Source organism: Paenibacillus sp. FSL H8-0122, assembly GCF_038005345.1.
In the GTDB taxonomy this organism is placed as follows: Bacteria; Bacillota; Bacilli; order Paenibacillales; family Paenibacillaceae; genus Paenibacillus_AQ.
In genome coordinates this window covers 6,232,437-6,256,971 of sequence record NZ_JBBOTB010000001.1, presented here as the reverse complement: position 1 = coordinate 6,256,971, position 24,535 = coordinate 6,232,437, and the positions used below count along the sequence as shown (strand labels likewise).

The following is a 24,535-nucleotide window of genomic DNA, read 5'->3' as shown; positions in this document are numbered from 1 at the left end:
TAGTCTGTGATATCAATTATCGAAAAGTTTGATAATTCGGGAGGCCTGCAGATGGAATTGACTTACTTACGGACCTTTTGTGCTGTGGTGGATCACGGGAGTTATACGCGGGCGGCAGATGTGCTGGGGTATGCACAGCCGAGTGTAACCGCACAGATTGCCAAGCTTGAGGAGATGTATGGGGCCACTTTACTGGAACGTTCCGGTAGAGGGATGATTCCCACCTTCGCCGGCCGTAATTTGCTCCCGTATGCCCGGCAGATGCTGGTCCTAAGCGAAGAGGCTAAGAAGGTAATTACCGGCGGCGACCAGGGTACGCTAAACATTGGTGCTATTGAGACACTGGCTGCCTACTTTCTGCCTCATCGGCTTCATCAGTACCGGATGCGTTATCCTGGCATGCAGCTGCGGGTACAGCCGGGCTCTGAAGAGGATATTATTGCTGCCGTCCTGGAGAAATCCGTTCAATTCGGACTGATCTTCGACGTTCCTTTTCATACGGACGACCTGATCACTCTGCCGTTGCGTGAAGAAGCGCTATATGTCGTTACCCATCCAGAGCATCTCTTGGCAGACGGGACGGAGGTTACTGCAGAGCAACTGGAAGGAGAGCCGCTGGTGTTAACCGAGCATACCTGCACATACCGGAAGCAGCTGCTCCAGGTATTCAGAGAATCCGGCGTTGCTGCCCATATAGGCATGGAGTTCGGTAATCTGGAGGGTATCAAGCAGGCGGTGAAGCATAACTGGGGGACGGGTTTTCTGCCGCGCTATGCGGTGGAGGAGGAACTGCGGACGGGTGCATTAACGGGCATTCCATTGGCGGGGCAAAAGGAACACTTCTACATTCAGCTCATCTACCGCAAGGAGCAGCAGCTCTCCCCAGCCTTCACGGATTTCATTGCCCTCATGCAGGAGCAATATAATTAGTTGGCGCGGGGATGCGTGGGCGAATGTATGCGGAAAAGCTAATACAATGTGCAGAAGCGAGGATGCGCGGGACGGTTGAAGTTCGAAGACAGCAAAAATCAGGGACACTTACATCCCTGATTTCGCTTGATGACCAGAATAAGTTGTTACATCACCCACCCGTTAGGGTGAGTATGTGCTGTAGCGGCAATCAGCTGCTTACCACTTGGAGCCGCCGGAGCTTCGGCCGGATTTGCCGCCGCCAAACGAAGAGCCGCCGGAGGAACGTCCGCCGCCACCGCCGCCCCCCCAAGAAGAGCCGCCGGAAGAGCGTCCGCCACCGCCAAGCCCGCCGCCGAATCCTCCGCCTGGCGGGCCGGAATTGCGTCTACGGGCTTGTTCCCGGCGCTGCTGCTCCCGCAGCATGGCCATTCTGGCTGCGCGTTCGGCCTCTTCCTTCTGGCGGACGAGCCGGTTCGCTTCCTCTACGAAGGAAGCGATCTGCGAAGCATAGGAGCGTCCTGTCTCCTCCAGCTGATCCAGATCGTAGGGACCCGAGGCCAGACGCTGCTCCAGCTCGGTATACTCCGGCAGCAGGGACAGCTGGAAGCAGTTCTGCGAGGCAATTCCTCTGCTGTGCAGCAGATTGTAGGCGGCATCCACCCGGCTCTGCCCCTCCGTGAACAGCCTGTTCAGGCTGTCCAGGCGCTCCTCCAGAGCGTCCAGACTGCTGCTGATGCTATTCATGCTGTTTGCCGTCTCATCCTGCAAGGCAAGCAGGCGGTCCAGTCCGCTGCGGGCATTGTCATACTCTCCGCGTGCATCGCTGGTCCAGGTCTCAAGCTGCGGCACTTCCGCCGCGCCCTGCCGTAGTGCGCCGCCGGCCTCTTCCAGCAGCTTCTCCAGAGCGTCCAGGTGCTGCCGGGCGAACCGGTTCTTCGCCCCGGCAAGCCGGCTCTGCAATTCATTCCGCCGCTGGCTTAGTGTTGCCCATGTGCTGCGTACCGTCTCCAGATCCCTGAGGTTATTCTGCCGGATCATAGCCTGGCGTTCCGTCATAGCCACGGCTTCAGTCAGAAGGGCATCCATGTCAGCGCCAATCCGGCGCACTTCGTCCATATCGCCGCTGTGCAGCGGCGCTTCCATGGAACTGGCGGCAGCGGAGGCCTGGTCCAGGCTGTCGTAAGGCTTAACCTTCATATTGTGCAGGGAGTTCTGGTCGATCAGCCCGGCAATCCGGCTGCGTGCAGCCGCCAGGACACCGGGGAAGGCCTTCAGCTTATCGTCAAAGGTCCCCACATCCTGCATATCCTGCTCAATCTGCTGTTGCCGCTTCTTCGCTTGTGCAGTAATCTCCTGGGCAGCAATGGGGTCGAACAGCTCCAGTTGATCTGCCTTGGCCGTCTCTTCGGCCAGCTCCTGAAGATCTTGGGCAATCTCCTCCAGCGTATAGCCCGTCCCCAGGGCCGCTTGCTGCCGCTGCTCCTCAAGCTCCGGGGCAGCCTGCTTCAGCTCGGTGATCTGCTGCTTGACGTTCCGGTCGGCATCGCTGACGACTGCGATATTCTTCTCCTCTTCCTCCAGGGAGGCACGGAATTCCCCCTCTGTCTGCTGAAGCTGCTCTGCCGCCGCCTTAAGCGCAGACAAGCGGTAGAACGGCGGCAATGGGGCTTGCCCGGCGGTCTGCAATGCAGAGATTTCGACCAGCCGGGAGGTCAGACGCTTCGAGATGCCCTCGACCCTCTCCCCGGTCTTGCCCTGCACAATCCCCTGGAAAGGCTGAAGGGACTCCAGGGCGCGGTTCGCCCGTACCAGCAGGTCAGCGAGCTGCTCACGCTGTGCGGATAGTCCCTTGCGGCGGCGCAGTCCGGTAATTAGTACATACAGCAGCAATAACAGCAGCGCGGCCAAGACAAGACCGCCTGCGACCGGCAGAAGAGGGAATCTGCTGCCGCTGCCGTTGCCGTTAGGACCGGAGCCAGCTCCTGCGGTACCGGTATCCGCACCGCCTGCCGCACCGCTGCCGGTATTACTGCTCGGTCCGCTGCTGCCAATGGCTTGCAGCTGCTGAATCACAGAACGTATACCTTCAGGGATATCTCCGTTCCTGGCATAAGGATTGAAATATTTCTCCAGTACCTTGTTAATGGCTGCGCTGCCCGCAGCTCCGCCCTGTTGTCCGGACCAGGCATCGAGCGCATCCTGCAGCCCGGGGTTAATGAAGCTGATCTCAGTCAGCTGATCTTCATAAGCGATCAGGAGCAGAATGTCCCGGGACTTCAGCCCCCAGGTATCATATACATCCGCAGCATAACTGGACATGTCGCTCCCGGCTACCGAATCAACGGTTAAGACATGGAAGGTGTACCGGTCTGTAGTGGCAATCCGGGCAAGGCTCTCTGCTTCTTGGGCAGACAGCAGCCGGGCTTCATCCGTAATCACTCCCTGCTGTGCGGGAACATTCGCAGCATAGACCCCCGAAATCCATAGCAGGGATAATATCAGGACCAAGGCGAGGGTGAGGTTTTTTCTCAAGCTGACACACTCCGATCTATAGGCTATTGTTCATTGTAGTATGCTGATCATTATACTATATCATTACACATTCTAAGCCCCGCAGATGCAGGTACCCCGGAATTGGCGGAATAAACGTACAAAAACCGCACCCCGGTAAGGGATGCGGCTGTGTAAGAAGTAAGCTATATTCATCTATTCTGTATGAAATGGGCTATCTGGTCTCTAGGCACAGGATATACTGCAACCGGGACTTGATTTCTTTCTGCCATTTCATATCTCCGACTTTCACAGCAAGATTGAGCAGGTCCAGGTAATCGTCAACCTGCAGGGCGGTCCGGGTAGTGGCTGCGTTCATGGGTGTTCAGTCTCCTTTTGGCTCAAATATAGAAAATAATGAATGTTGCACATCCAATAATGATAATCATTATCAACCGTTACTGTTATTATCCACACTTTAACCGCAAAAAGCAATACAAATCTAAAGTTTTTGATTAAATCTAAGATGATGCACTAAAGAGTTAAGGATATGAACCCGCAGGATGTGCACAATTTATCGGAAATGAGAAAAAAGGAGCAGGAACCCTACCATATTTTGTCGAATAAGCTTGTATACATAGTTAAGCCGATCTTACTTGGGATAAAGGAGAATTGCGATGAAGCGGTGTAAATTGTTGCTTCTAATTAGCATTGTGCTCATGCTTGCACACCCCGCTGCCGCTTATGCCGAAAGACAGGAAATTAAGTACCAGGCAGAACTGGATTATCCACCTTATAAGTACATACAGAATGGTTATCTGACGGGCTTCGATATTGATCTGACAAGTATGATCTTTGAGAAGAACGAATATCTTGTCCACTACAGCACCGGGAATTGGGAGCAGACGTACCGGCGGTTGAGTGAGGGCAGGATTGATACTACCGGGCTAATGGCTGTCAGCGAGCAGAGGAAGCAGGACATTCTTTTCTCGAAACCCGTGTTAAAAAGCTATATTTCTGTCTATTCGCGCCAGGGACTCCAGGGTGAGGTGACGCTGGGCACACTCCGTAAGTACAAGATCGGTGTTGGCAAAGGACAATATGCAGAGACCATCCTGCAGAACGAGGCGGGTATCCCGCCATCAGAATACATAGAATATGCAACCGTACCGGATGCACTGGACGCTCTGCGTCAAGGGGAGATCGACCTGCTGTTCGAGAATCAGGGGGTTGTCGATTATCTGATTGTAGAACAGGGCTTAACCGGTAATATTATCCGCAAAATGAGCAATTTATATCCGCAGGATGTGGCCTACGGCATCAGCAAGTCCAAGCCGGAGCTGGTGTCTTACGTCAATGCAAGGCTAGAGCGTCTGGTAAGCACCGGTGCCTTCGAAGAGCTGTACCAGCAGTATTTCTTCGTGCATTCCGACCATTATAATGAAAAGATGCGTAACCGGATTTTTACCGTATTCTCCATCGGGACCCTTCTGCTGGTATTCGGTGCGGTCCTGCTCCGGATGTATATCCGGCGGCTGCGCCGTACGATTCATTCCGAGCAGGAATTCTTCAAGGATGTGATCGAGAATACCGGGGTGATTGTATGGGCTGTTCACGGGGACAAACGGAGTGTGCGCTTCAATAAATATGCCGAGATAATGACCGGGCTGAAGGAGAAGGAGGTGCTGGGCGTAAGCATAGATGAGCTGCCAAGCCTGGAGGCCGGAGCCGCTGTGCTTAGGGATCTCCTTGCCAGAGCGGCAGCCCGGGATTATGTGACCAATGTCGAGCTGAGACTTCCCGACCATTCTCCGGGTGCGCATTATTTCTCCGTCCGCACAGCCCTCATTAAGGGGATGGATGAGCAGGCGGAGGATATCTTCGTGCTGGTCGGCATCGATATCGATGAACGCAAGCAGAATGAGCTTAAACTGCAGCTTAGCTACGAGGAGCTGGAGTCTACATATGAGGAGCTGGCGGCCACAGAGGTAGAGCTGCAGGATCAGTTCAATAAGCTGGGGGTCAGCGAACGGAGGTTCCGCCTGGCCTCGGAAGGCTCTGGTGCGTACATGTGGGAGCTGGACTGGGACAGCGGCTTCTACAAGCTCTCGGACCGGTGGTACGAGGTAATGGGATATACTGAGGCGGAGATCAACTCCTTCGAGGGAGGCGTGCTCAGCATTATTCACCCGGATGACCAGGAATCCGCGCGCAAGGCCAGACAGGAGCATCTAACCGGTTTGACCCCGATCTATGAAACCGAATACCGGATGAGAACAGGGCAGGGGGAGTACATCTGGTTCGAAGTGCGGGGCAAGGCAATCGTTGACCCGAAGGATCAGATTGTCCTGTTCCTCGGCTCCCTGATCGACATCAGTAAGCGCAAGCAGGCAGAATTCAAGCTGAATAACAGCTACCAGGAGCTGGAGGCCACCTATGAGCAGCTTACAGCGACCCAGCAGGAGATTGTAGGACAATATGATATGCTGCTGGAGAATCAGAAGAATATGCATCGCCTGGCGTATATGGATTCGCTCAGCAATCTTCCGAACCGGCTCAGTCTGCTGGAGACGATGGAGAGTTATTTCCGCCGGACGGGAGGCAGTGCGGCGCTGCTTTTCGTAGATATGGATAATTTCAAATACATCAATGATACGCTTGGACACAAGTCCGGGGATATTCTGATCCGCAAGGCCAGCGAACGTCTCCAGTCTGTAGTGCGCGAGGAGGATCTGCTGTCGCGGCTGGGCGGAGATGAATTTGTGATTTTCCTCAAGGATATTGAGAGCCGGGTGGATGTGCTTAATCTGGCCGAGGATATTATGCGTGCGTTCCGCAAGTCTTTTCTTATCGGTGAGAGCAATCTGTATGTGTCCTCCAGTATCGGAATCTCCTTCTACCCCGAAGACGGCGAGACGACGGAAGAGATTCTGAAGAACGCCGATGTAGCGATGTACCGGGCCAAGGAAGAGGGGAAAAGCACCTACGTCGTATATGATAAATCGATGCATACCGCCTTCAATGACCGGATGAATATTGAGAAGCATCTGCGCAGTGCGATGAATAATAACGAATTTGAGCTGCATTATCAGCCGCAGGTACAGATGGAGACCGGGCTGATCTCAGGCTTCGAGGCTCTGATCCGCTGGAACAGTCCGGTTCTCGGCTTTGTCTCCCCGCTCTCCTTCATCAAGATTGCCGAGGATTCCCGGCTGATTATCTATATCGGGGAGTGGGTGCTGCGGGAGGCCTGCAAGTTCATGAACAGCATCCATCAGCGGACCGGCATTCCTTACAAAATATCGGTGAACATCTCCATCATTCAGCTCCTGCAGGATGATTTCGTAGAGATTGTGCTGGACAGTCTGGAGGAGAGCGGCCTTGCGGCGTCGAGTCTGGAGCTGGAGATTACAGAGTCGATCTTCATGGAGTCATTCGGGAGAACGGTCAGCAAGCTGGAGTTCCTGCAGTCCCGGGGGATACGGATTGCCCTGGATGATTTCGGAACGGGGTATTCCTCCCTTAGCTATCTGCAGCAGCTGCCGATCTCTACCCTTAAGATGGATAAAATCTTCATTGATTCCCTGGCCGATAAGGCCTTTAGTGAATCTTTTGTGCAGACGATTATTATCCTGGGCCACAAGATGGGCCTGGATGTAGTAGCCGAGGGTGTGGAGGATGCCAGCCAATGGGCTTTCCTCCGGGAGGCTCACTGCGATAAGGTGCAGGGGTATCTGATCAGCCGGCCGGTGCCGCAGCGCCAGGTCATGGAGCTGCTCGTTCCGCAGAGACGGTATGGGGCGGAGGAGCTTGAATAGAGCGCAGAGAACAGGTGCACAGGAAAGCGGGTCCCCGGCATAGGTTGCTATGCACGGTGACCCGCTTGTTTGGGATATAGGATGGGTAGCCTTACAGAATGACGATTCTGTTCTTACCGGTTTTCTTGGCCTCGTACAGGGCATCATCCGCCTGCTGAAAGATAGAGCTCTTGGAATCTCCGCCGTTATATTCATGCATTCCGATGCTCACGGTAACCGATTCATTGTCCATTTCGCTGATCGGAAGGCCTGCAATTCCTGCGAGGATATTCTCCATAATGCGGCCCGAATCCTCTAATGTCTTGGATGTCAGAATAATCACGAATTCCTCCCCGCCGTACCGCGCTGCGAAGTCATCCGAGTCGATATGCTGGAGCATGACAGCGGTGACCTGCCGGAGAACGATGTCTCCGACCCAGTGCCCGTACCGGTCATTGACCTTTTTGAAATTGTCGATATCAATAACGGCCAGCTGCATTGGAAAAGGATTGCTCTGCTGATGGTCAATCAGCCAGCCCAGGTACTCATGAAAGGTCTTATGGTTGTACAGGTCAGTCAGCGGGTCGATCTTGGACAGCCGGTCCATAATGATGTTCTGGATGCGCAGCTCCTGCTCTGACTTCACCGAATTCTCCAGTGAGCGCATCAGCTCCTTGCCCCGCGCAATTACGGCGAAGCCGGTCAGGGACACTGCCGCGAAGATCAGGGTAATAATGATGTTCTGGATGCGCAGAGTGAAATCGTAAATAGATGTGTTCAGGAACAGGATGACAATGTAGAACAGACAGATCAGTGAAGAGGCCCGCAGATAATTCTCCTTGAGATAGATCATGGATACCAGCATGGGAAGCAGCATAATCAGCGGCTTCACATGATAGTCCGGACTGAGATTCGTAATGATCAGGATGCCGTACAGATGGCTTGTCAGAATGATCAAGAGTTCAGATAACAACGGTTTATATCTATGGACAGCTTCGAGTATCAGCAGCAGAACGATCAGTATAGAATCCGGAATCCAGATATGCAGCAGGGTATATTGTCTGCCGGACAACTCGGGCCGATGCGCCGACATCGAGAAGTAGACAAATAATTGGCTGGCCAGATAGACGAAAAGCACCAGCCAAAAGGTATTGAGGAGAACCCGGTTCCAGTACATTTGGCGAGGAGTTGGCGGTGGGATCTGCATAAGATGTTCCTCTTTTCCAGTGACTATGTACTTATATATTCGACAAGGTTCTTGTTTCTCCTTCTAGGTCTTATGTCTTGGGATAGGACTGGGATAACGTTCGTGTTTGTAAGGTATTTGGTAGGCTGTCAAAGCGCTACATTCTTCGTAATGCTGTAAACACGAACTATTAATGCTATTCATCATTGACACATTCGTATTTGTTAGGTAAAATTCCAATTGGCCCGTAATAACGGGCGAAGTTGTTCGTATATCCTCAATGATAAGGTTTGGGGGTTTCTACAGGGGACCGTAAATTCCTGGCTACGAATAGGGTGCATTTTGCATACCTATGAAGAGGCCGGGATTTTTGTGTGTTGTTGTGTGCTGCTTGGTTAAGTGGACTAATATACTGCAGAGACGCTTCGCGGCCCCTGTCAACCGCAGGCCGAAGCCGTTTCACCTTGGGAGGAACAGAGAAGATATGAGTAAATATGATGTAATTGTTGTTGGAGCCGGTCCGGCTGGAATATTCGCCTGTTATGAATTAACGCTGAAGGCCCCTGAGCTGAAGGTGCTGCTGGTGGACAAGGGACATGATATCTACCGCCGCAACTGCCCGATCCTGGAGGAGAAAATCAAGCTCTGTCCGCCCGCCTCCGGCCGCAAGGAATTCGCCGGCTGTCTGCCGGCCTGCTCCATTACTGCAGGCTTCGGCGGTGCTGGTGCGTACAGTGACGGCAAATTCAACATTACCACCGAATTCGGCGGCTGGATGACAGATTATCTGCCTCCTTCCAAGGTGATGGAGCTGATTGAATATGTGGACGGGATCAACCTGGAGCACGGGGCAACTCCGGTCATTACCGATCCGACGACGGAGAGCATCCGCGGCATTGAGCAGCGGGGATATGCCGCCGGGCTGAAGCTGCTGCGGGCGCAGGTCCGCCACCTCGGAACCGAGCAGAATCTGGAGATTCTGAAATCAATCTATGAATATCTGCGGACACGCATTGATATGTTATACAAGACAGAAGTAGAAGATATCGTTACCGTCAAAGAGAACGGAACACACCGCATCACAGGCATTACGCTGAAGAACGGGGAGAGTCATGAGGCTGGCCAGGTGATGATTGCTCCGGGACGGGACGGCTCGGCCTGGCTGACCGAGGTGCTGAAGAAGCGCAGGCTCAAAATGTATAATAACCAGGTCGATGTCGGGGTGCGTGTAGAGACCTCGGATGTGGTGATGCGGGAGATCAATGAGCATCTGTACGAGGGCAAATTCATCTTCAATACCTCCGTGGGTACACGTGTCCGCACCTTCTGCAGCAATCCCTCGGGGCATGTGGTGGTGGAGAATCACAGCGGAGCGATGGCCGCGAACGGGCATTCCTATAAGGACCCTGCGCTGGGCTCGAAGAATACCAACTTTGCGCTGCTGGTCTCCCATACCTTCACCGAGCCGTTCGACAAGCCGAATGAATATGCCCGGGAGATCTGCAAGCGGGCGAATGATCTGTCCGGCGGCGGGGTCATTGTACAGAAATACGGAGATATCCTGCGGGGCCGCCGGTCTACGGAGACCCGGATCAAGGAAGGGTTCCTGGAGCCGACGCTGAAGGAAGCGGTACCCGGCGATCTGGGGCTGGTGCTGCCGTACATCACGATGAAGAGTCTGATTGAAATGGTGGAGGCCCTGGAAAAAGTAACCCCGGGCATTGCCTCAGAGCATACGCTGTTCTATGGCGTGGAAGCGAAATTCTATTCCGCCCGTCCGAAACTGACGGATGAATTCGAGACCGAAATCTCCGGCCTCTACTGCGGCGGCGACGGGGCAGGCATTACCCGCGGATTGGCCCAGGCCGGAGCGGCTGGCGTCTGGATTGCCCGCGGCATGATGGCGAAGAACGCACAGGATGTTAGGGTCCAACCGGCGGGAGTGTAATTCTGGGCCGTAAGACGCCGGAAGGACAGCCGTACCCTCAGATGCTGGGGAGTGCGGCTGTTTTTTAAGTATGCTTAAAACCCAATGGCAATTGGCTGGTAGAGCGGAGCACGGACCGAATGTATGTGGAAAACAGCATACATTGTGCTCGCAAGCAGGCACGCGGACCAAATATATGTGGAAAACAGCATACATTGTGCTCGCAAGCAGGCACACGGACCAAATATATGTGGAAAACAGCATACATTGTGCTCGCAAGCAGGCACACGGACCAAATGTATGTGAAAAACAGCATTATGCTCACAAGCAGGCACACGGACCAAATGTATGTGAAAAACAGCATACATTGGCTCGCAAGCAGGCGCACGGACCGAATATATGTGAAAAACAGCATACATTATGCTCGCAAGCAGGCACACGGACCAAATGCATGTGAAAAACAGCATACATTGGGCTCGCAAGTAGGCACACGGACCAAATGTATGTGAAAAACAGCATACATTGGGCTCGCAAGTAGGCACACGGACCGAATGTATGTGAAAAACAGCATACATTATGCTCGTAAGCAGGCGCACGGACCGAATGTATGTGTGGCCGGAAGTCCATAACTTCTCTGGAGTCGCGGCAAACCCCTAACAGAAAAAAATATAAGTGCAATCCATAGAGTAGTGGTTTCCTTAATTTAACTCTGCTGATATAATGTTAGAATACATAACATGATAGAGTGGAGTGAACGTGCAGAATGGGAATTCGCCGGAGCAAGGCCGCTATCGCTATTATTTTGCTGTTGGGTGTGGGGTTGTATGGCTTATGGATGGAGATGTACTGGGTACATAAGGTTGTCTATCTGCTGCTGATGGCGGCGCTTGCCGGGCTTGTGCTGGATATCCGCCGGGGCGGAGTGCTCGGAGCCGGGCGACTGGCGGAAGCCCGGAGCAAGGTAGAACTGCTGGGCAATGAAATTGTTGTCACCTCGGACCGGCTGCATGGTGCTCTGGAGGAGATTACCCGCCATACCGAAGGGCTTCAGCAGACTGCGGACTATTCGCATGCCTATGAGGTGGAGCTGCAGACCCGCAGCAATGAGGCGAAGGCCAATATTGAGGGGGCTTTTGCCAGGATGGGCGGAGTTGCTGCGGTTACCGGGCAGATTGGAGAGCTGACCGGACGGCTGAGTACGGCGATGCAGGCAGCACGTACAGGGATGGCGGGGATGGTGGATTCCCTGAAGAATACAGATGAGGTCATGGAGGAATTGCAGGAGCAGAGCGGAGATATGCTGGACAAATTCACCGTGTTAAGCGGACATATTGCGCTGGTGGAGGAGATGAATGCCCTGATCGTAGGCATCGGCAATGAGACCTCGCTGCTGGCGCTGAATGCCTCGATTGAAGCTGCGCGGGCCGGGGAAGCGGGCCGGGGGTTCGCTGTGGTCGCAGGCCGGATCAGGCAGCTGGCCGATCAGAGCCGGGATTCCGTGGAGCGCTCAACGGCGGTGCTGCGGGATCTCAATCATGGCGTACGGCAGGTGCTGGAGTCGGTCACGAAGGAGCAGACAGCGGTTGCGCATGGAGTGAATGAAGTAACGAAGGTGAAGCAGCGCCTCGGGGATATCTCGGCCCGGGTGGAGGAAGTTGGAGTCATAGTTACAGAGTCAGCGGCTGCGGCAGAGCGGCAGAGCAGGCTGATCGAAGAGGTGACCGGCGAGTTGAGCGGTGCTGTGGGGATTGTCAATGAGACCATTGCAGGCGTAGATCTGACCCTGGAGCAGGTAACCCGCCAGCGGACACAGATCGGGCAGCTTAATGAGATCAGCGCGAGTCTGCTGCTGGAATCCCAGACCCTGCAGCAGTCGGTGAAAGGTATTACCGGACGCGAAGTCATTGAGCTGGGCCAATATACTGTGCGCCTTGAGGAAATGCAGACGGTGCTTCAGGAGATAGCTGCCAAGCAGGAGATGTGTGCAGCGGATGCGGACATCCATGGCAGAGTTCTTACGGCCTGTAAGAATAAGGTGCCGGATGTACAGGCCATCTGGTCCAACCGGACGGATGGCACCTTCATCTACTCCGAGCCTGCAGCCGGGCTGCTGAATGCGAAGCGCCGCGACTGGTGGAACGGGGCGATGGCGGAAGGCCAGTACGTCTCCAAGCCGTATGTCTCGGCCATTACCAAGCGTTCCTGCATCACGCTCTCCAGAGCAATTACGAACGGGGACGGGGAGATTGTGGGTGTGGTGGGGATTGATCTGGCAGTTTAGAGGCATTGAACAGTGGACGCAAACTGCTCACTAGTGAATTTCAAAAGAGTTTGTTTGTAGGCATACATATAAAAACCAACAGCTGTCTTGAACTGATAAAAAGTCCTTAACTAATGTTGGTTCAATTAGTACGAAGGCTATCTAAAACGGTTGCTTCAAAAATTATTGACTGATCAGGTCTAACATGAAAATAAGTGAATCTCTATCAGGATAATCATATTGTATTGGCAAATCACCTTTAGTAATTTCTTTAAAACCAACTTTTTTGTAAAAGCTGTGTGACCTAGTTGCTTTTGATGGTGTGTCCAAAATCACCTTAGAAAGCCGATGTTTCTGCGCAAAGTCAAGCATAGCTTCGTAAAGACCTGTTCCTATCGCAAGCTCTTTGCCGCGGTAATCTTTATAAACAAAAAATTTCTTTAGTACAGCAATATCGTCAGTTTTCTTTTGCAAACCGATTGAGCCTACTACATCACCGTTTTCGTTTAAAGCTACCCAAAAGTTACCACCCTCTTTAACATAATTCGATTGAATATCTAGTATATCTGGTTGCTCTTCAACACTAATACCTACACCATATTCATCATTTTGTACATGCAATATTAGCTTAATAACTTCTTCTTTATATCTATCAGCATAAAATGTAATCATTTTATTAACTCCTTTATGCTCATTTTGATTCCGTTAGATGATAAACAGCTCGAAGGATCGGCGCAGCAGGTATTTTGAGGGGCTGTTATAGCCCCTATAGATTACTTTCGTTTCTTACGGCCAATTAAGCCGCCTACTATCCAAAAGATCAAAATACCAACAAAGGCAAATACAATCCAAAAAGCTATACGCACAGGCTATCACTCCTTTAAAGCAACAATACGATAATAGTTAATTTTCCGCAATATAAGGGCTTTTATACCCAGGGAGAGAACAGACAAAAAAGAGTTGCTTTCGCAACTCTCTCCTGATGATACAACAAAACACATTAGCCATGCCAAGCAGCACTCCAATTATGACGTCAACCATTAGAGGCGGATGCGCGGATTGCTATAACCATTATCCCAATTTATAATGGACCGATAGCTTGTCCTATGGAGGCGTGAATGTGCAATATAATCTGAGTATTCTGCTGCAATTGTTGGAGCGGGCAGCGCTGCTGCTGATGTGTCTGTTCGTCCTGAGCCGGGTGCCGCGGTTCAAGGAGATTTTTGCCAAAGGGGTTCATGCCCCTCAGGAGCTGGCGATTGTCACGGTTATCTTCAGCCTGTTCGCCATCTTCGGAACCTACAGCGGGATTAATGTGGAAGGGTCTCTGGTTAACGTGCGGATTATCGCCATCATCGCCGGAGGGATTCTGTTCGGTCCTTGGGTCGGGCTGATTACCGGGATCATCTCGGGCGTGCACCGCTTCCTGATCGATATCGGCGGGGTCACCTCGCTCCCGTGTCTGATTACGAGCATTACAGCGGGTGTGGTATCCGGGATCATCTACCGGCGTACTTCGCCTGAACGCCGCTGGATCGCTGCTATTGCCGCCGGAATGGCCTGTGAGGCATTGACGATGGCGCTGATTCTGGTGATGGCTGATCCCCATTCGCTGGGGGTGGATATCGTGTCCAAGATTGCTTTTCCGATGATTATGGGGCAGATCTGTGCCGGGCTGATCGTTACGCTTGTGCAGAGTGTAGAAGGGGAGAAAGAACGGATTGCCGCGAAGCAGTCCAAGCTGGCGCTGGATATTGCCAATAAGACGCTTCCGTATTTCCGCAGTATTACTCCCGAGTCGCTGCGTACGATCTGCGGAATCATCCAGGAGGATATCGGGGCGGATGCGGTGGCCATTACTGATACCCGAGTCATTCTGGCCTACGTGGGTGTCGGGGAAGAATATTATGCCGAAGCTAATGAGATCATCAGTGAGGAGACGAAGCAGACGCTGCGCAGCGGGGAGATTACCATCCGTGACGACGATACCGAATACATGAACCGTGACATCCGCTCGCTGATCATTATCCCGTTGAAGGAGAAGGGGGAGGTGACGGGATCACTCAAGATCTACTATACCCACGCGCATAAAATCACCTATTCCCTCCAGGCAATGGCTGTAGGGCTGTCACAGATCATCTCCACACTGATGGAGGTGTCACGGGTTGAGGGGATCAAGGAGATGGCCAACAAGGCCGAGCTGAAGGCACTGCAGACCAGCATCAACCCCCATTTTCTGTTCAATGCGCTGAATGCGATTATCTCCTCGATACGGATCGACCCGGACAAGGCGCGCGAGCTGATCGTCAATCTGTCGGGGTATATGCGGTATAATCTGGAGCTGGCTGATGAGTCCATAGATATCCGGCGCGAGCTGCAGCAGGTGCAGCATTATGTGGAGATTGAGAAGGCCCGCTTCGGCAGCCGCCTGAGCGTTCTGTACGATATAGATGAGGTAGCGGTGCGCATTCCGAGTCTGGTCATTCAGCCGCTGGTGGAGAATGCGATTATCCACGGGATTTTGAAGGGGAAGGGGAACGGAACTGTAGACATCTCGGTCAAAGACCACGGAGACAGCGTAAGGGTGCGAATTGCCGATACCGGAGCGGGGATCAGTGAAGAGACGATTGCGAAGGTCTACAGCGGAAGCATGGAGGGCAACAAAATCGGCCTCAACAACGTGCACCAGCGTATCAAGCTGATCTACGGTACAGGTCTGACCATCCGGCGGCTGGCTAAGGGGACGGAAATCTATTTTGATGTGATGAAGGAGCAGCGATGAGAGCGATCATTGTCGAGGATGAAGTGCTGGCAAGACAGGAGCTTGCGTATCTGATTCAGACCCATAGCCGGATCAAGATTGCGGCGGAATTCGAGGACGGGCTGGAAGCGCTGAAGTATCTGCAGACCGATACGGTGGATGTGATTTTCCTGGATATTAATATCCCTTCAATTGACGGGGTGCTGCTGGCCCATAATATCAGCCGGTTCGCGGTCAAGCCGTATATTGTGTTCATTACAGCCTATAAGGAGCATGCCGCCGAGGCGTTCGAGATTGAAGCATTCGACTATATTCTGAAGCCTTACAGTGAGACGCGGATCAGAGCGATGCTGCAGAAGCTGGAGGGTGCCATCGCGGCCAGAAGCAGCCAGGGGGAAGAGGGACCGGTGAAGCTGGGAATCGATAAGGTCAATCTGTGGAAAAATGAAAAGATTATCGTCGTCGATGCAGACGAGATCTATTATGCTTCGGCGCAGGAGAAAACAACGAGTGTGATCACCAAGGGGGAGGAATACAGCATGGCCTTAAGTATCAGCGAATTTCATACCCGCCTGCCGCAGGAGCAGTTCTTCCGCTGCCACCGCTCCTATCTCGTCAATCTGTCCAAAATCAAGGAAATCATCCCCTGGTTCAACAATACCTATCTGCTCCGGCTGCATGATCTGAATGTGGAGGTTCCGGTCAGCCGCAGCAAGGTGAAGGAATTCAGGCAGATTATGCGTCTCTAGCGGCAGTTCATTCCCCGTCAGTGTCATCTCATTCCAGATTTCTCTCAGAAAGACCTCCTTTCGCTACAATGAAGAGGCCAAGTAAGTCTTGAAGCGACTTCAGCGACTTCAGAGAGAAAGAGGGAATTCTGATGATAACGGATACAGCCAGTAAACGGTGGCTCATCGTATTAGGTACAGTGATTATGCAAATGGGACTCGGTACCATCTACACCTGGAGTCTGTTCAATGCACATCTTGTCAGTACATTCGGGTTCGAGCTCAGCTCAGTTTCGATAACGTTCTCTATTACCAGCTTTGCCTTGGCCTTCGCCACGCTGTTCGCAGGCAAGCTGCAGGACCGGTTCGGTCTCCGCAGACTGACCGCTGCTTCCGGCATACTGCTTGGGCTGGGGCTGATGCTAAGCTCGCAGGCCAGTTCTCTGCCGATGTTCTACCTGCTGGCTGGCGTAGTGGTCGGGTATGCGGACGGAACGGCGTATATTACTTCGCTGTCCAACCTGATGAAATGGTTCCCGAAGAATAAGGGGCTGATCTCCGGGGTGTCCGTGGGTGCTTACGGAACGGGCAGTCTGATCTTCAAATACATCAACGGCAGCCTGATTGAATCGGCGGGGGTGTCGAATGCTTTTCTATACTGGGGCCTGATGGTCATGCTGATGATCCTCCTCGGCTCGCTGCTTATCCGGGAGGCTCCGGTGGCTGCACCTGCTGTAACTGCTGCGGGAAACCGGACATCGTCCGCTTCCGGGGCGGCTCTGCTGCCCAAGGATTATACCGTGAAAGAAATGCTCCGCACGAAGGAAGCGTACCTGCTGTTCGTGATTTTCTTCACCGCCTGCATGAGCGGCCTCTATCTGATCGGTATCGTGAAGGATATCGGTGTGCAGCTGGCGGGTATGGATGTGGCGACGGCGGCGAATGCTGTAGCGATGATCGCCATCTTCAATACGGCCGGACGCCTGATTCTTGGCGCATTATCCGACCGGGTAAGCCGGACCAAGCTGATTAGTATTACGCTGGCGGTAACGGCTGTGGCGATGTTTACCCTCAGCTATGCCACACTGAGCTATGGCCTGTTCTTCGCCTGTGTGGCGGCCATCGCCTTCTGCTTCGGCGGTAACATTACCGTCTTCCCGGCGATTGTCAGTGACTTCTTCGGCCTGAAGAATCACAGCAAGAACTACGGCATCATCTACCAGGGCTTCGGGATCGGCGCGCTGTCCGGCTCGTTCATCGCCGCCTTCCTCGGCGGGTTCAAGCCTACTTTTAACATCATCGGTCTGCTGTGCATCGTGGCGTGCATCCTGGCGGTTTCGCTGAAGCCTCCGGTAGCCGGAGCGGCCCGGGCCAAGGGAATGAGCCTGAAGCCTTCACGGCATACGGCTTAACCATATATCGATTTACGTCGGCTTGAGAAAGTACAGACAAATAAGAGTACTATAGACAAACAAGAGTACTACAGACAAAGAGAATAGTTCCGGAGAAGAGATTTCCAACGTCCGCATTAGCGGGTGGTGGAGGTCTTTTTTTCATGGTCGAAAACAAACATATTTTTCGTGGCACAACTCCAGCATGAAAATGAGCAGTATGCCTAATCACAATTGGACTGGGTGCGCCACATCGGCCAAATGTAATCGAAAAACCGATCACAATTAGACTGGGTGCGCTGCGTCGGCTAAATGTAATCGAAAAACCGATCACAATTGGACGGGGTGGGTAGCGTCGGCCAAATGTAATCGAAAAACCGATCACAATTGGACGGGGTGCGCCGCGTCGGCCAAATGTAATCGAAAAACCGATCACAATTAGACTGGGTGCGCTGCGTCAGCCAAATGTAATCGAAAAACCGATCACAATTGGACTGGGTGCGCCGCGTCGGCCAAATGTAATCGAAAAACCGATCACAATTGGACGGGGTGCGTACGTTGGAGGTGCGTGGGCTGCCGAGAACAGGCCCATGTTGGTATGAGCGGGTATGGCGGAGGCATAGTCAGCGGATATGGAAAAAAGGCATCCGGGAAGCGTAGGGTTACGCTCCGCCGGGTGCCTTTGTGTTTATCAGATAAGTGGATGGAGAAACTGTGTGGCCGGAGAATTAACCTTCCAGCAGCAGCGACTCAGGGTCCTCCAGCAATTCCTTGACTCTGACCAGGAAGCTGACCGCTTCTGATCCGTCCACGATCCGGTGATCGTAGGACAAGGCGATGTACATCATCGGACGGTTGGCCGTGCGCTCCTCATCCAGCGCGATGGGGCGCAGCTGGATCTTGTGCATGCCGAGAATGCCGACCTGCGGGGTGTTGAGGATCGGTGTGGACAGCAGGGAGCCGAACACTCCGCCGTTCGTGATCGTGAAGGTTCCGCCCTGAAGCTCCGGCAGGCTGAGCGTATTGGCGCGCGCCTTGGAGGCCAGCTCGCCGATCCGCCGCTCGATCTCCGGGAAGCTAAGCCGGTCGGCATCGCGGACGACGGGTACGACCAGGCCTTCCTTGGCAGCTACGGCAATGCCGATGTCGTAATATTTCTTGAGCAGGAGATCTTCTCCGTCGATCTCGGCATTCAGCATCGGGTAAGCCTTGAGCGCGCCGATGACGGCCTTGGTGAAGAAGGACATGAAGCCGAGTCCGACCTCGTGCTTCTCCTTGAAGGCATCCTTGCGGCGCTTGCGGATGTCGAGAATGGCGGTCATGTCCACCTCGTTGAAGGTGGTCAGCATCGCGGCCGTCTGCTGCGCTTCGACCAGGCGGCTGGCAATCGTCAGCCGCCGCCGCGACATGCGCTTGCGCTCGGTGGCTTTGCCGTCCTCAGCGTGCGGCGCCTTGCCCGCTGCCGGCGGCGCGGGCTTCGCCGGCTCCGGCCGCGCGGCAGCCGCCGGAGCTGCTGGCGCAGCGGCCTGCGGCCCGGCTGCGCCATGACCATCCACATCGGCCTGACCGATCCGGCCGATTGGGTCGCGGGCAGTGACCTCTCCGAGGTCGATGCCCCGCTCCCGTGCCAGCTTGCGCGCCCCCGGCGAAGCCAGGGCCGCAGTGCCAGCAGCGGCAGGCTCAGCCGCTGCGATACCATCATCAGCGGCCGGTTCAGCCGCTGATGCACTTGCGGCAGCAGCAGGCGCGCTGCTGCTCTGCGGTGCGGCCGCTTCCGGCTGGCTGCCGCCAGCGGCCGGTGCACCGGCGGCGCTGCCGATGATGCCGATGGCTTCGCCAACGGCAACGTTCTCGCCCGCCTGGCGCAGGATGGAGGAGATGACGCCGTCCTCCTCCGCACTGATCTCGAGATTGACCTTGTCGGTCTCAAGCTCGGCTAGCACATCCCCCTGGCCGACAGTGTCGCCCTCTTTCACCAGCCATTTGTAGATCGTTCCTTCGGAAATCGATTCGCCCAAATCGGGTACTTTTATCTCGGACACAGGCCGTACCTCCCCAAATATAGTGGTGTGCGTGATATCGGATGACCGCCTTGCTGTGCTCAGGAAGACGGTACAGGTGCTTGCACTGCAGCATTCAATTTCAGGGCTTCCCGGACAATGCGCCGCTGCTCGAAGCTATGAACATCCGCATAGCCGCTGGCCGGGCTGGAACGGTCCGGACGGCCGATATACTGGACGGTGACCTTCTGCGGTGCGATGGCGCGCAGCCGGGATTCGGCATACGTCCACCCGCCCATATTCTTCGGTTCTTCCTGCACCCAGACGATCTCCTCCAGAGAGCTGAAGCCGCTAAGGTGAGCGCCAAGCTCGCGTTCCGGGAACGGATAGAGCTGTTCCATGCGCAAGATGTGCAGCCAGGAGAAGTCCTGTCCGCGCGCGGCCTCCAGCTCCGTCTGCAGGTCGATGGCCACCTTGCCGCTGCAGACCACGAGGCGCTTCACGGCTTCCGGCTTACTGCCGAGCAGCGGCTCGGGAAGAACCGGCTGGAAGGTGCCCGAAGCGAGGTCCGCTCCGGCCGAGGTGCTGCGCGTGTTGCGGATCAGGCTCTTCGGCGCCATGATCACCAGCGGCCGGGCATCCGGCTGTCCGCAGAGCGCGGCCTGACGGCGGAGCAGATGGAAATACTGCGCAGCGCTGGTCAGGTTGGCTACCGTCCAGTTCTCCTCGGCGGAGAGCTGGAGGAACCGTTCCATTCGCCCGCTGGAGTGCTCTGGTCCTTGGCCTTCATAGCCGTGAGGCAGCAGGATCGTCAGATTGCTGCGCTGCGTCCACTTGGCACGGCCGGCGGAAATGAACTGGTCGATAATAACCTGAGCGGCATTGGCGAAGTCGCCGTATTGAGCCTCCCAGATGACGAAGGTCTCCGGTGCGAACACGTTATAACCATATTCGAAGCCGAGGACAGAGGCCTCGGACAGCGGACTGTTATAGACGCCGAACGAAGCGCTGGAATCACTCAGCTGATGCAGCGGAGAATAGAGTTCGCCGTTCTCGCTGTCATGCAGCACCAGATGGCGGTGGGCGAAGGTGCCGCGCTGTGAATCCTGTCCGCTGAGACGGATCGGCGTGCCATCCTTGAGGATGGTAGCGAAGGCAAGTGTCTCTGCCAGCGCCCAGTCTACCCGCTCTCCGTCATTCAGCGCATCCTTGCGGCGCTGCAGAATCCGTTCCAGCTTCGGATAGACCTTGAAGCCGGCCGGTACGCGCAGCAGCTCGCGGTTAATCTCCTGCAGACCGGCCAGAGGGAAGGCGGTCGGACGCTGCTTAGGACTGTCGTTATCCAGGGCGACGGCGGCTTTGGACTCCGCATTCTTCTGCTTGCCTTCCTTCATCTGATCGAAGGCCTGCTGGAGGACGCTCTCCGCCTCGGCAATCATGTTCTTCAGATCATCGGTTGTGATTACCTTCTCGCGCTCCAGGCGTTCTGCATAAGCGCGGTACACAGTAGGGTGGTTCCGCACTTTGCCGTACACAATCGGCTGGGTCGTCTCGGGATCATCCATTTCATTATGTCCGTGGCGGCGGTAGCCGATCAGATCAATCAGGAAGTCCTTCTTGAACATATGGCGGTAAGCGCTGGCCAGACGGACTGCGGCAATACAGGCTTCCGGGTCATCGGCATTGACATGCACGACCGGAATCTCATACCCTTTGGCCAGATCGCTGGCATAATGGGTGGAGCGGGAATCCTCGCTCTCTGTGGTGAAGCCGATCCGGTTATTGACGATAATATGCACGGTACCGCCATTCTGATAACCCTGCAATTTGCCGATATTAAGCGTCTCAGCGACAATACCTTCGCCGGGGAAGGCTGCATCGCCGTGCATCAGCACAGCCATAGCCTTGCTTGTGTTCAGCTTAGGCAGTCCCGGAGCGTTGCGTTCTTCCTGTGCGGCGCGTGTGAAGCCCTCGACTACAGGATTGACGAATTCAAGATGGCTCGGGTTATTGGCCAGCGTGATCCGGGTGCGTACGGTCTCGCCTTCGCGGACGGCACGGTCAGCCCCGAGATGGTACTTCACATCACCGCTCCAGCCGTAGGTCACACCCATAGAGCCTTCCGAAGGGAACAGCTCTTTGTTCGGCGAATGATGGAACTCTGAGAAAATAATATCATAAGGCTTGCCCAGAATATGAGCCAGCACATTAAGTCTTCCGCGGTGGGCCATGCCCATCAGGATATGCTCTGCGCCGTCATGCGCGGCAGCCCGCACAATTTCATCCAGCATCGGCACAAGGGCATCATTGCCCTCCAGGCTGAAGCGCTTTTGGCCGACGAAGGTCTTGTGCAGGAAGGTCTCGAAATGCTCCACCTGAACCAGCCGCTTCAACAGTTCTTTGCGTTCTGTATTATTCAGCGGGGCAGGGGAGGTCATCGATTCCGCCTGGCTGTTGAGCCAGCGCAGCTCGCGTTCATCATGCACATGCCCGAATTCATAAGCAATGGTCTGTGTATAGGCCTGGCGCATTCTGTGGACGGCATCCATCGCGGTATGCACATCCGCAGGGGCATTATCCCAGATCAGCGAAGCGGGCAGGGCATTAAGATCCTCGCGGGTAAGCTCGTAGGTCTCCAGCTCCAGCCATTTGGCCATCGGGTTCGTGCTGCGCTCCAGCGGGTCAATGTCTGCGGCCATATGGCCATATATTCGAATATTAGCGATCAGCTTCGAGGCCTTGACAGCCTTCTTGAGCCACTCGGCATCTGCTGATACGGCAGGCCTTGGAGCCCTCTCGGCATCGGGTGCCAGTGGAGGGGGGCCGGATACGGTGAAGAGATCGCGGTAATGCTGTTCAACAGAAGAGGGGTCCTTGACAAATTGCTCATATCTTTCTTGAATGTAGCCCAGGTTGGGGCCGTAGTATTTGCTCCATACTGTGTCGTTATAGGGCTCTTTGACTGCCATGAATAGGTCCTCCTAACGGATAAACTCCACGCGAGGCATCCAGTGTGCCACTTGGCGGAGCTGCAAATGTTTGCGGTTTCATTCTCACCTTATTGTGCTACTTTCCGGCGGGGTAATCAATTCATACTTTCGCGCAATCCGTTCGCAATTTGGCATGATTCATTACAGTATTCATACGGAACTATCATAAATAGAAATAAGGCGGAGCGGATAGCGTTCCCTTTAGTATAATTAAACTATTACATAGGGTTTGAACTTGGAACTGGAAATATTTATACAAGCCGCTGGCAATTTCAGCTAAGTTTCCTCACATTTTATCATAAAAAAATTCCAGAAAACGACACACTAATCTCACATGATCTTGTATAATGTTATTGCGGAGAACGGTTTCATCGATTCTTGCCAGATCCTTTCATGATGGAAAGGGTCCAGTAAAAGGTAAACCTGCCGAAAGACAGGGGCACAAAGTCTCGGATCTAAAGTAGAAATACTACAAAGTAGCAATACTACTATGATGGCCGGACTGCCTGGGGACGCGAAAATTCTAGGAGGAGATTTCTTGGATATGTCCAACCAGGGGAATGACGAGCTGCAGGCAGTAGATCTGGATTTAGAATGGGTGCACTTGCTGATGTCTGCCAAGCAGGCGGGGATCGCGGCGGAGGATATCCGCCGGTTTCTAAGTGAGAAGGCGCTCCAGGCGATGTAAGGGCGGTCATCATTGCTGCGATACATACAGAAAAGGCACAGCGTCCGGTACGCTGTGCCTTTTCTGTATGCCGCTTGAAAGGATGCCTTCGCCGAAGGCGGCAGTCTCCCTGCCGTGCGGAGTCTTCCCTATGGCATACAATGCTCGTCTAGTTGTCCTTTTGTTCCATGCGCCATTTCTGGTAATCGAGGAATTCCTTGAATTCGCGTTTGCTTATACCGGAGGCCATGGCCTCCTGAACCAGCCGGAACCATTCCCCGTCCAGAGCCTGTTCTTCCGTCTCTGCCAATCCGCCATACAGCAGTGCATGAATGGATACCTGAAGCGCGTCAGCGATTTTTTCGATGAATTGAATGGAGGGGTTGGATTGAATGTTCCGTTCCACATTACTGAGGTATGATTTCGCCACATCAGCCTTATCGGCAAGCTCGGATAACGAATAGCCCTTCTCCAGCCGGAGTTTGTGGATGCGGCTTCCCATAGTATCTGACACGATTACAACGCCCTCCGTACTTTTTTGGTAAAAGATAAGAAGTGATATGCTTCGCGCTATACATTCTCCTTATCCTTCTCGTTGAAACGGTACCGCCCGTTCAAAGGCCGGCCAAGCCGTTTTCTCTTGTCAGTATAACAAAAATCCGCAAAACGGACAAAAATCATTGAACCCGGCAGCGGGAAAAAGAAACGGCATACCCGGCCCGGATGGGGGAGGATATGCCGTCTTGATGGTTTGCTGAAACGCTGCCTTCCTAATAAAAGGACGGCAAAGCCATGTTCACTTGTATAGGCTGGCCCCTGATCTACTTGGCTTCTCCCACTCCTTGAAGCGCATCGAAGGTCCAGTTCAGCGCTAAGCCGTCACCCTGGAAAATGTTCTGATCGAGCGTGTTGTCTACGAATTCGAAGGCGATCTTGAAGGTCTTGGACCCGGCGGCGGCAATCCCGCCTGGCAGTACACCTGCTGCTACGAGATCGTAGCTGGGGGTGTTTTTCAGATCCTTCAAGGAGATCTCGGACAGCACATGACCGCTTAGTGAACCGCCGGTGTACGTACTATCGAGGAGCTTGACCTTGAAGTGGTCTCCGAGATCCTGGCCTGCGTTATCTCCCTTGGCATCAGTCACAGTGTAAGTGGTGGCAAGCTTCAGGAATTTGATATCCAGTGTGCCGTCATTGGACAGGGTGAAGGTGCGGACGGTGTAATCTCCCGGCTTCAGATTCGTCAGCGCTACCGGAGTATTGAAGGAAGAGCCGAGCTTCAGCGTACCCGCTGCGAAGGTTGCCGTGCTGGTAGCTGTGGAACTGAAGTAAGCGAAGGTGCCCCCGCCGATTAAAGACAAGCCCAGTGCTGCCGATGCTACGCCAAGACCCAATGTTTTTTTGATACCCATGATTGATTTCCTCC

16 protein-coding genes and 2 riboswitches are annotated in these 24,535 nt (G+C 54.0%); of the genes, 8 read left to right on the top strand and 8 right to left on the bottom strand.

Going from position 1 to position 24,535, the window contains the following annotated elements; genetic code table 11:
* Positions 1–51: 51 nt before the first annotated feature.
* Positions 52–930 carry a LysR family transcriptional regulator gene (locus tag NSS64_RS26700; protein ID WP_341142117.1) on the top strand — a complete coding sequence of 293 codons (879 nt, stop codon included), beginning with the start codon at positions 52–54 and terminating at the stop codon, positions 928–930.
* 198 nt (positions 931–1,128) lie between these two features.
* Here NSS64_RS26700 and NSS64_RS26695 read toward each other — a convergent pair whose 3' ends face one another.
* Both NSS64_RS26695 and NSS64_RS26690 read right to left on the bottom strand, forming a co-directional pair.
* Complete coding sequence (locus tag NSS64_RS26695; RefSeq protein ID WP_341142116.1) at positions 1,129–3,444, bottom strand: TPM domain-containing protein; 2,316 nt, start codon at positions 3,442–3,444, stop codon at positions 1,129–1,131.
* A gap of 193 nt (positions 3,445–3,637) precedes the next feature.
* Positions 3,638–3,781: a hypothetical protein gene (locus tag NSS64_RS26690; protein ID WP_200869518.1), complete on the bottom strand. Its 144-nt coding sequence runs from the start codon at positions 3,779–3,781 to the stop codon at positions 3,638–3,640.
* A gap of 298 nt (positions 3,782–4,079) precedes the next feature.
* Between NSS64_RS26690 and NSS64_RS26685 the strand changes: the two genes are divergently transcribed.
* Positions 4,080–7,220 (top strand): EAL domain-containing protein, encoded by a 3,141-nt coding sequence (locus tag NSS64_RS26685; RefSeq protein WP_341142115.1) that lies wholly within the window; start codon positions 4,080–4,082, stop codon positions 7,218–7,220.
* Positions 7,221–7,311: 91 nt separating this feature from the next.
* Here the strand turns inward: NSS64_RS26685 and NSS64_RS26680 are convergent, their stop codons facing one another.
* The gene (locus NSS64_RS26680) at positions 7,312–8,406 is read right to left on the bottom strand and encodes a GGDEF domain-containing protein (RefSeq protein WP_341142114.1); all 1,095 of its coding nucleotides are present in this window, start codon (positions 8,404–8,406) and stop codon (positions 7,312–7,314) included.
* A 226-nt stretch (positions 8,407–8,632) separates the two neighbouring features.
* Positions 8,633–8,732: riboswitch (purine riboswitch) on the top strand.
* Between the two features lie 137 nt (positions 8,733–8,869).
* Between NSS64_RS26680 and NSS64_RS26675 the strand changes: the two genes are divergently transcribed.
* Together NSS64_RS26675 and NSS64_RS26670 are read left to right on the top strand one after the other, a co-directional pair.
* Positions 8,870–10,333 carry an NAD(P)/FAD-dependent oxidoreductase gene (locus NSS64_RS26675; RefSeq protein WP_341142113.1) on the top strand — a complete coding sequence of 488 codons (1,464 nt, stop codon included), beginning with the start codon at positions 8,870–8,872 and terminating at the stop codon, positions 10,331–10,333.
* 742 nt (positions 10,334–11,075) lie between these two features.
* Positions 11,076–12,593 carry a methyl-accepting chemotaxis protein gene (locus NSS64_RS26670; protein ID WP_341142112.1) on the top strand — a complete coding sequence of 506 codons (1,518 nt, stop codon included), beginning with the start codon at positions 11,076–11,078 and terminating at the stop codon, positions 12,591–12,593.
* A gap of 162 nt (positions 12,594–12,755) precedes the next feature.
* Here NSS64_RS26670 and NSS64_RS26665 read toward each other — a convergent pair whose 3' ends face one another.
* Positions 12,756–13,244 (bottom strand): GNAT family N-acetyltransferase, encoded by a 489-nt coding sequence (locus NSS64_RS26665; protein WP_340990801.1) that lies wholly within the window; start codon positions 13,242–13,244, stop codon positions 12,756–12,758.
* Between the two features lie 505 nt (positions 13,245–13,749).
* On the opposite strand from NSS64_RS26665, the gene NSS64_RS26660 reads away from it, so the two are divergent.
* From NSS64_RS26660 to NSS64_RS26650, 3 genes are all read left to right on the top strand, one after another.
* Positions 13,750–15,354 (top strand): LytS/YhcK type 5TM receptor domain-containing protein, encoded by a 1,605-nt coding sequence (locus NSS64_RS26660; protein ID WP_445667854.1) that lies wholly within the window; start codon positions 13,750–13,752, stop codon positions 15,352–15,354.
* Positions 15,351–16,082: a LytR/AlgR family response regulator transcription factor gene (locus NSS64_RS26655; protein WP_341142110.1), complete on the top strand. Its 732-nt coding sequence runs from the start codon at positions 15,351–15,353 to the stop codon at positions 16,080–16,082. The genes NSS64_RS26660 and NSS64_RS26655 overlap by 4 nt, the downstream gene beginning before the upstream one ends.
* A gap of 134 nt (positions 16,083–16,216) precedes the next feature.
* On the top strand, positions 16,217–17,473 hold the full coding sequence (locus tag NSS64_RS26650; RefSeq protein ID WP_445667853.1) for an L-lactate MFS transporter: 1,257 nt from the start codon (positions 16,217–16,219) through the stop codon (positions 17,471–17,473).
* A gap of 707 nt (positions 17,474–18,180) precedes the next feature.
* Here the strand turns inward: NSS64_RS26650 and odhB are convergent.
* Positions 18,181–19,494, bottom strand: coding sequence for a 2-oxoglutarate dehydrogenase complex dihydrolipoyllysine-residue succinyltransferase (gene odhB / locus NSS64_RS26645; RefSeq protein WP_341142108.1), 1,314 nt, complete (start codon positions 19,492–19,494; stop codon positions 18,181–18,183).
* Positions 19,495–19,553: 59 nt separating this feature from the next.
* Positions 19,554–22,421, bottom strand: a complete 2,868-nt coding sequence (locus NSS64_RS26640; RefSeq protein ID WP_341142107.1) for a 2-oxoglutarate dehydrogenase E1 component — start codon at positions 22,419–22,421, stop codon at positions 19,554–19,556.
* A gap of 427 nt (positions 22,422–22,848) precedes the next feature.
* Positions 22,849–22,952, top strand: a riboswitch (cyclic di-GMP riboswitch).
* A 34-nt stretch (positions 22,953–22,986) separates the two neighbouring features.
* Between NSS64_RS26640 and NSS64_RS26635 the strand changes: the two genes are divergently transcribed.
* Positions 22,987–23,130: an anti-repressor SinI family protein gene (locus tag NSS64_RS26635; RefSeq protein ID WP_143803895.1), complete on the top strand. Its 144-nt coding sequence runs from the start codon at positions 22,987–22,989 to the stop codon at positions 23,128–23,130.
* A gap of 148 nt (positions 23,131–23,278) precedes the next feature.
* Here NSS64_RS26635 and NSS64_RS26630 read toward each other — a convergent pair whose 3' ends face one another.
* Both NSS64_RS26630 and NSS64_RS26625 read right to left on the bottom strand, forming a co-directional pair.
* Entirely contained in the window at positions 23,279–23,611 is a 333-nt protein-coding gene (locus tag NSS64_RS26630) for a helix-turn-helix domain-containing protein (RefSeq protein ID WP_036732876.1), read from the bottom strand.
* 319 nt (positions 23,612–23,930) lie between these two features.
* Positions 23,931–24,521: a TasA family protein gene (locus tag NSS64_RS26625; protein ID WP_341142106.1), complete on the bottom strand. Its 591-nt coding sequence runs from the start codon at positions 24,519–24,521 to the stop codon at positions 23,931–23,933.
* Between the last annotated feature and the right edge of the window lie 14 nt (positions 24,522–24,535).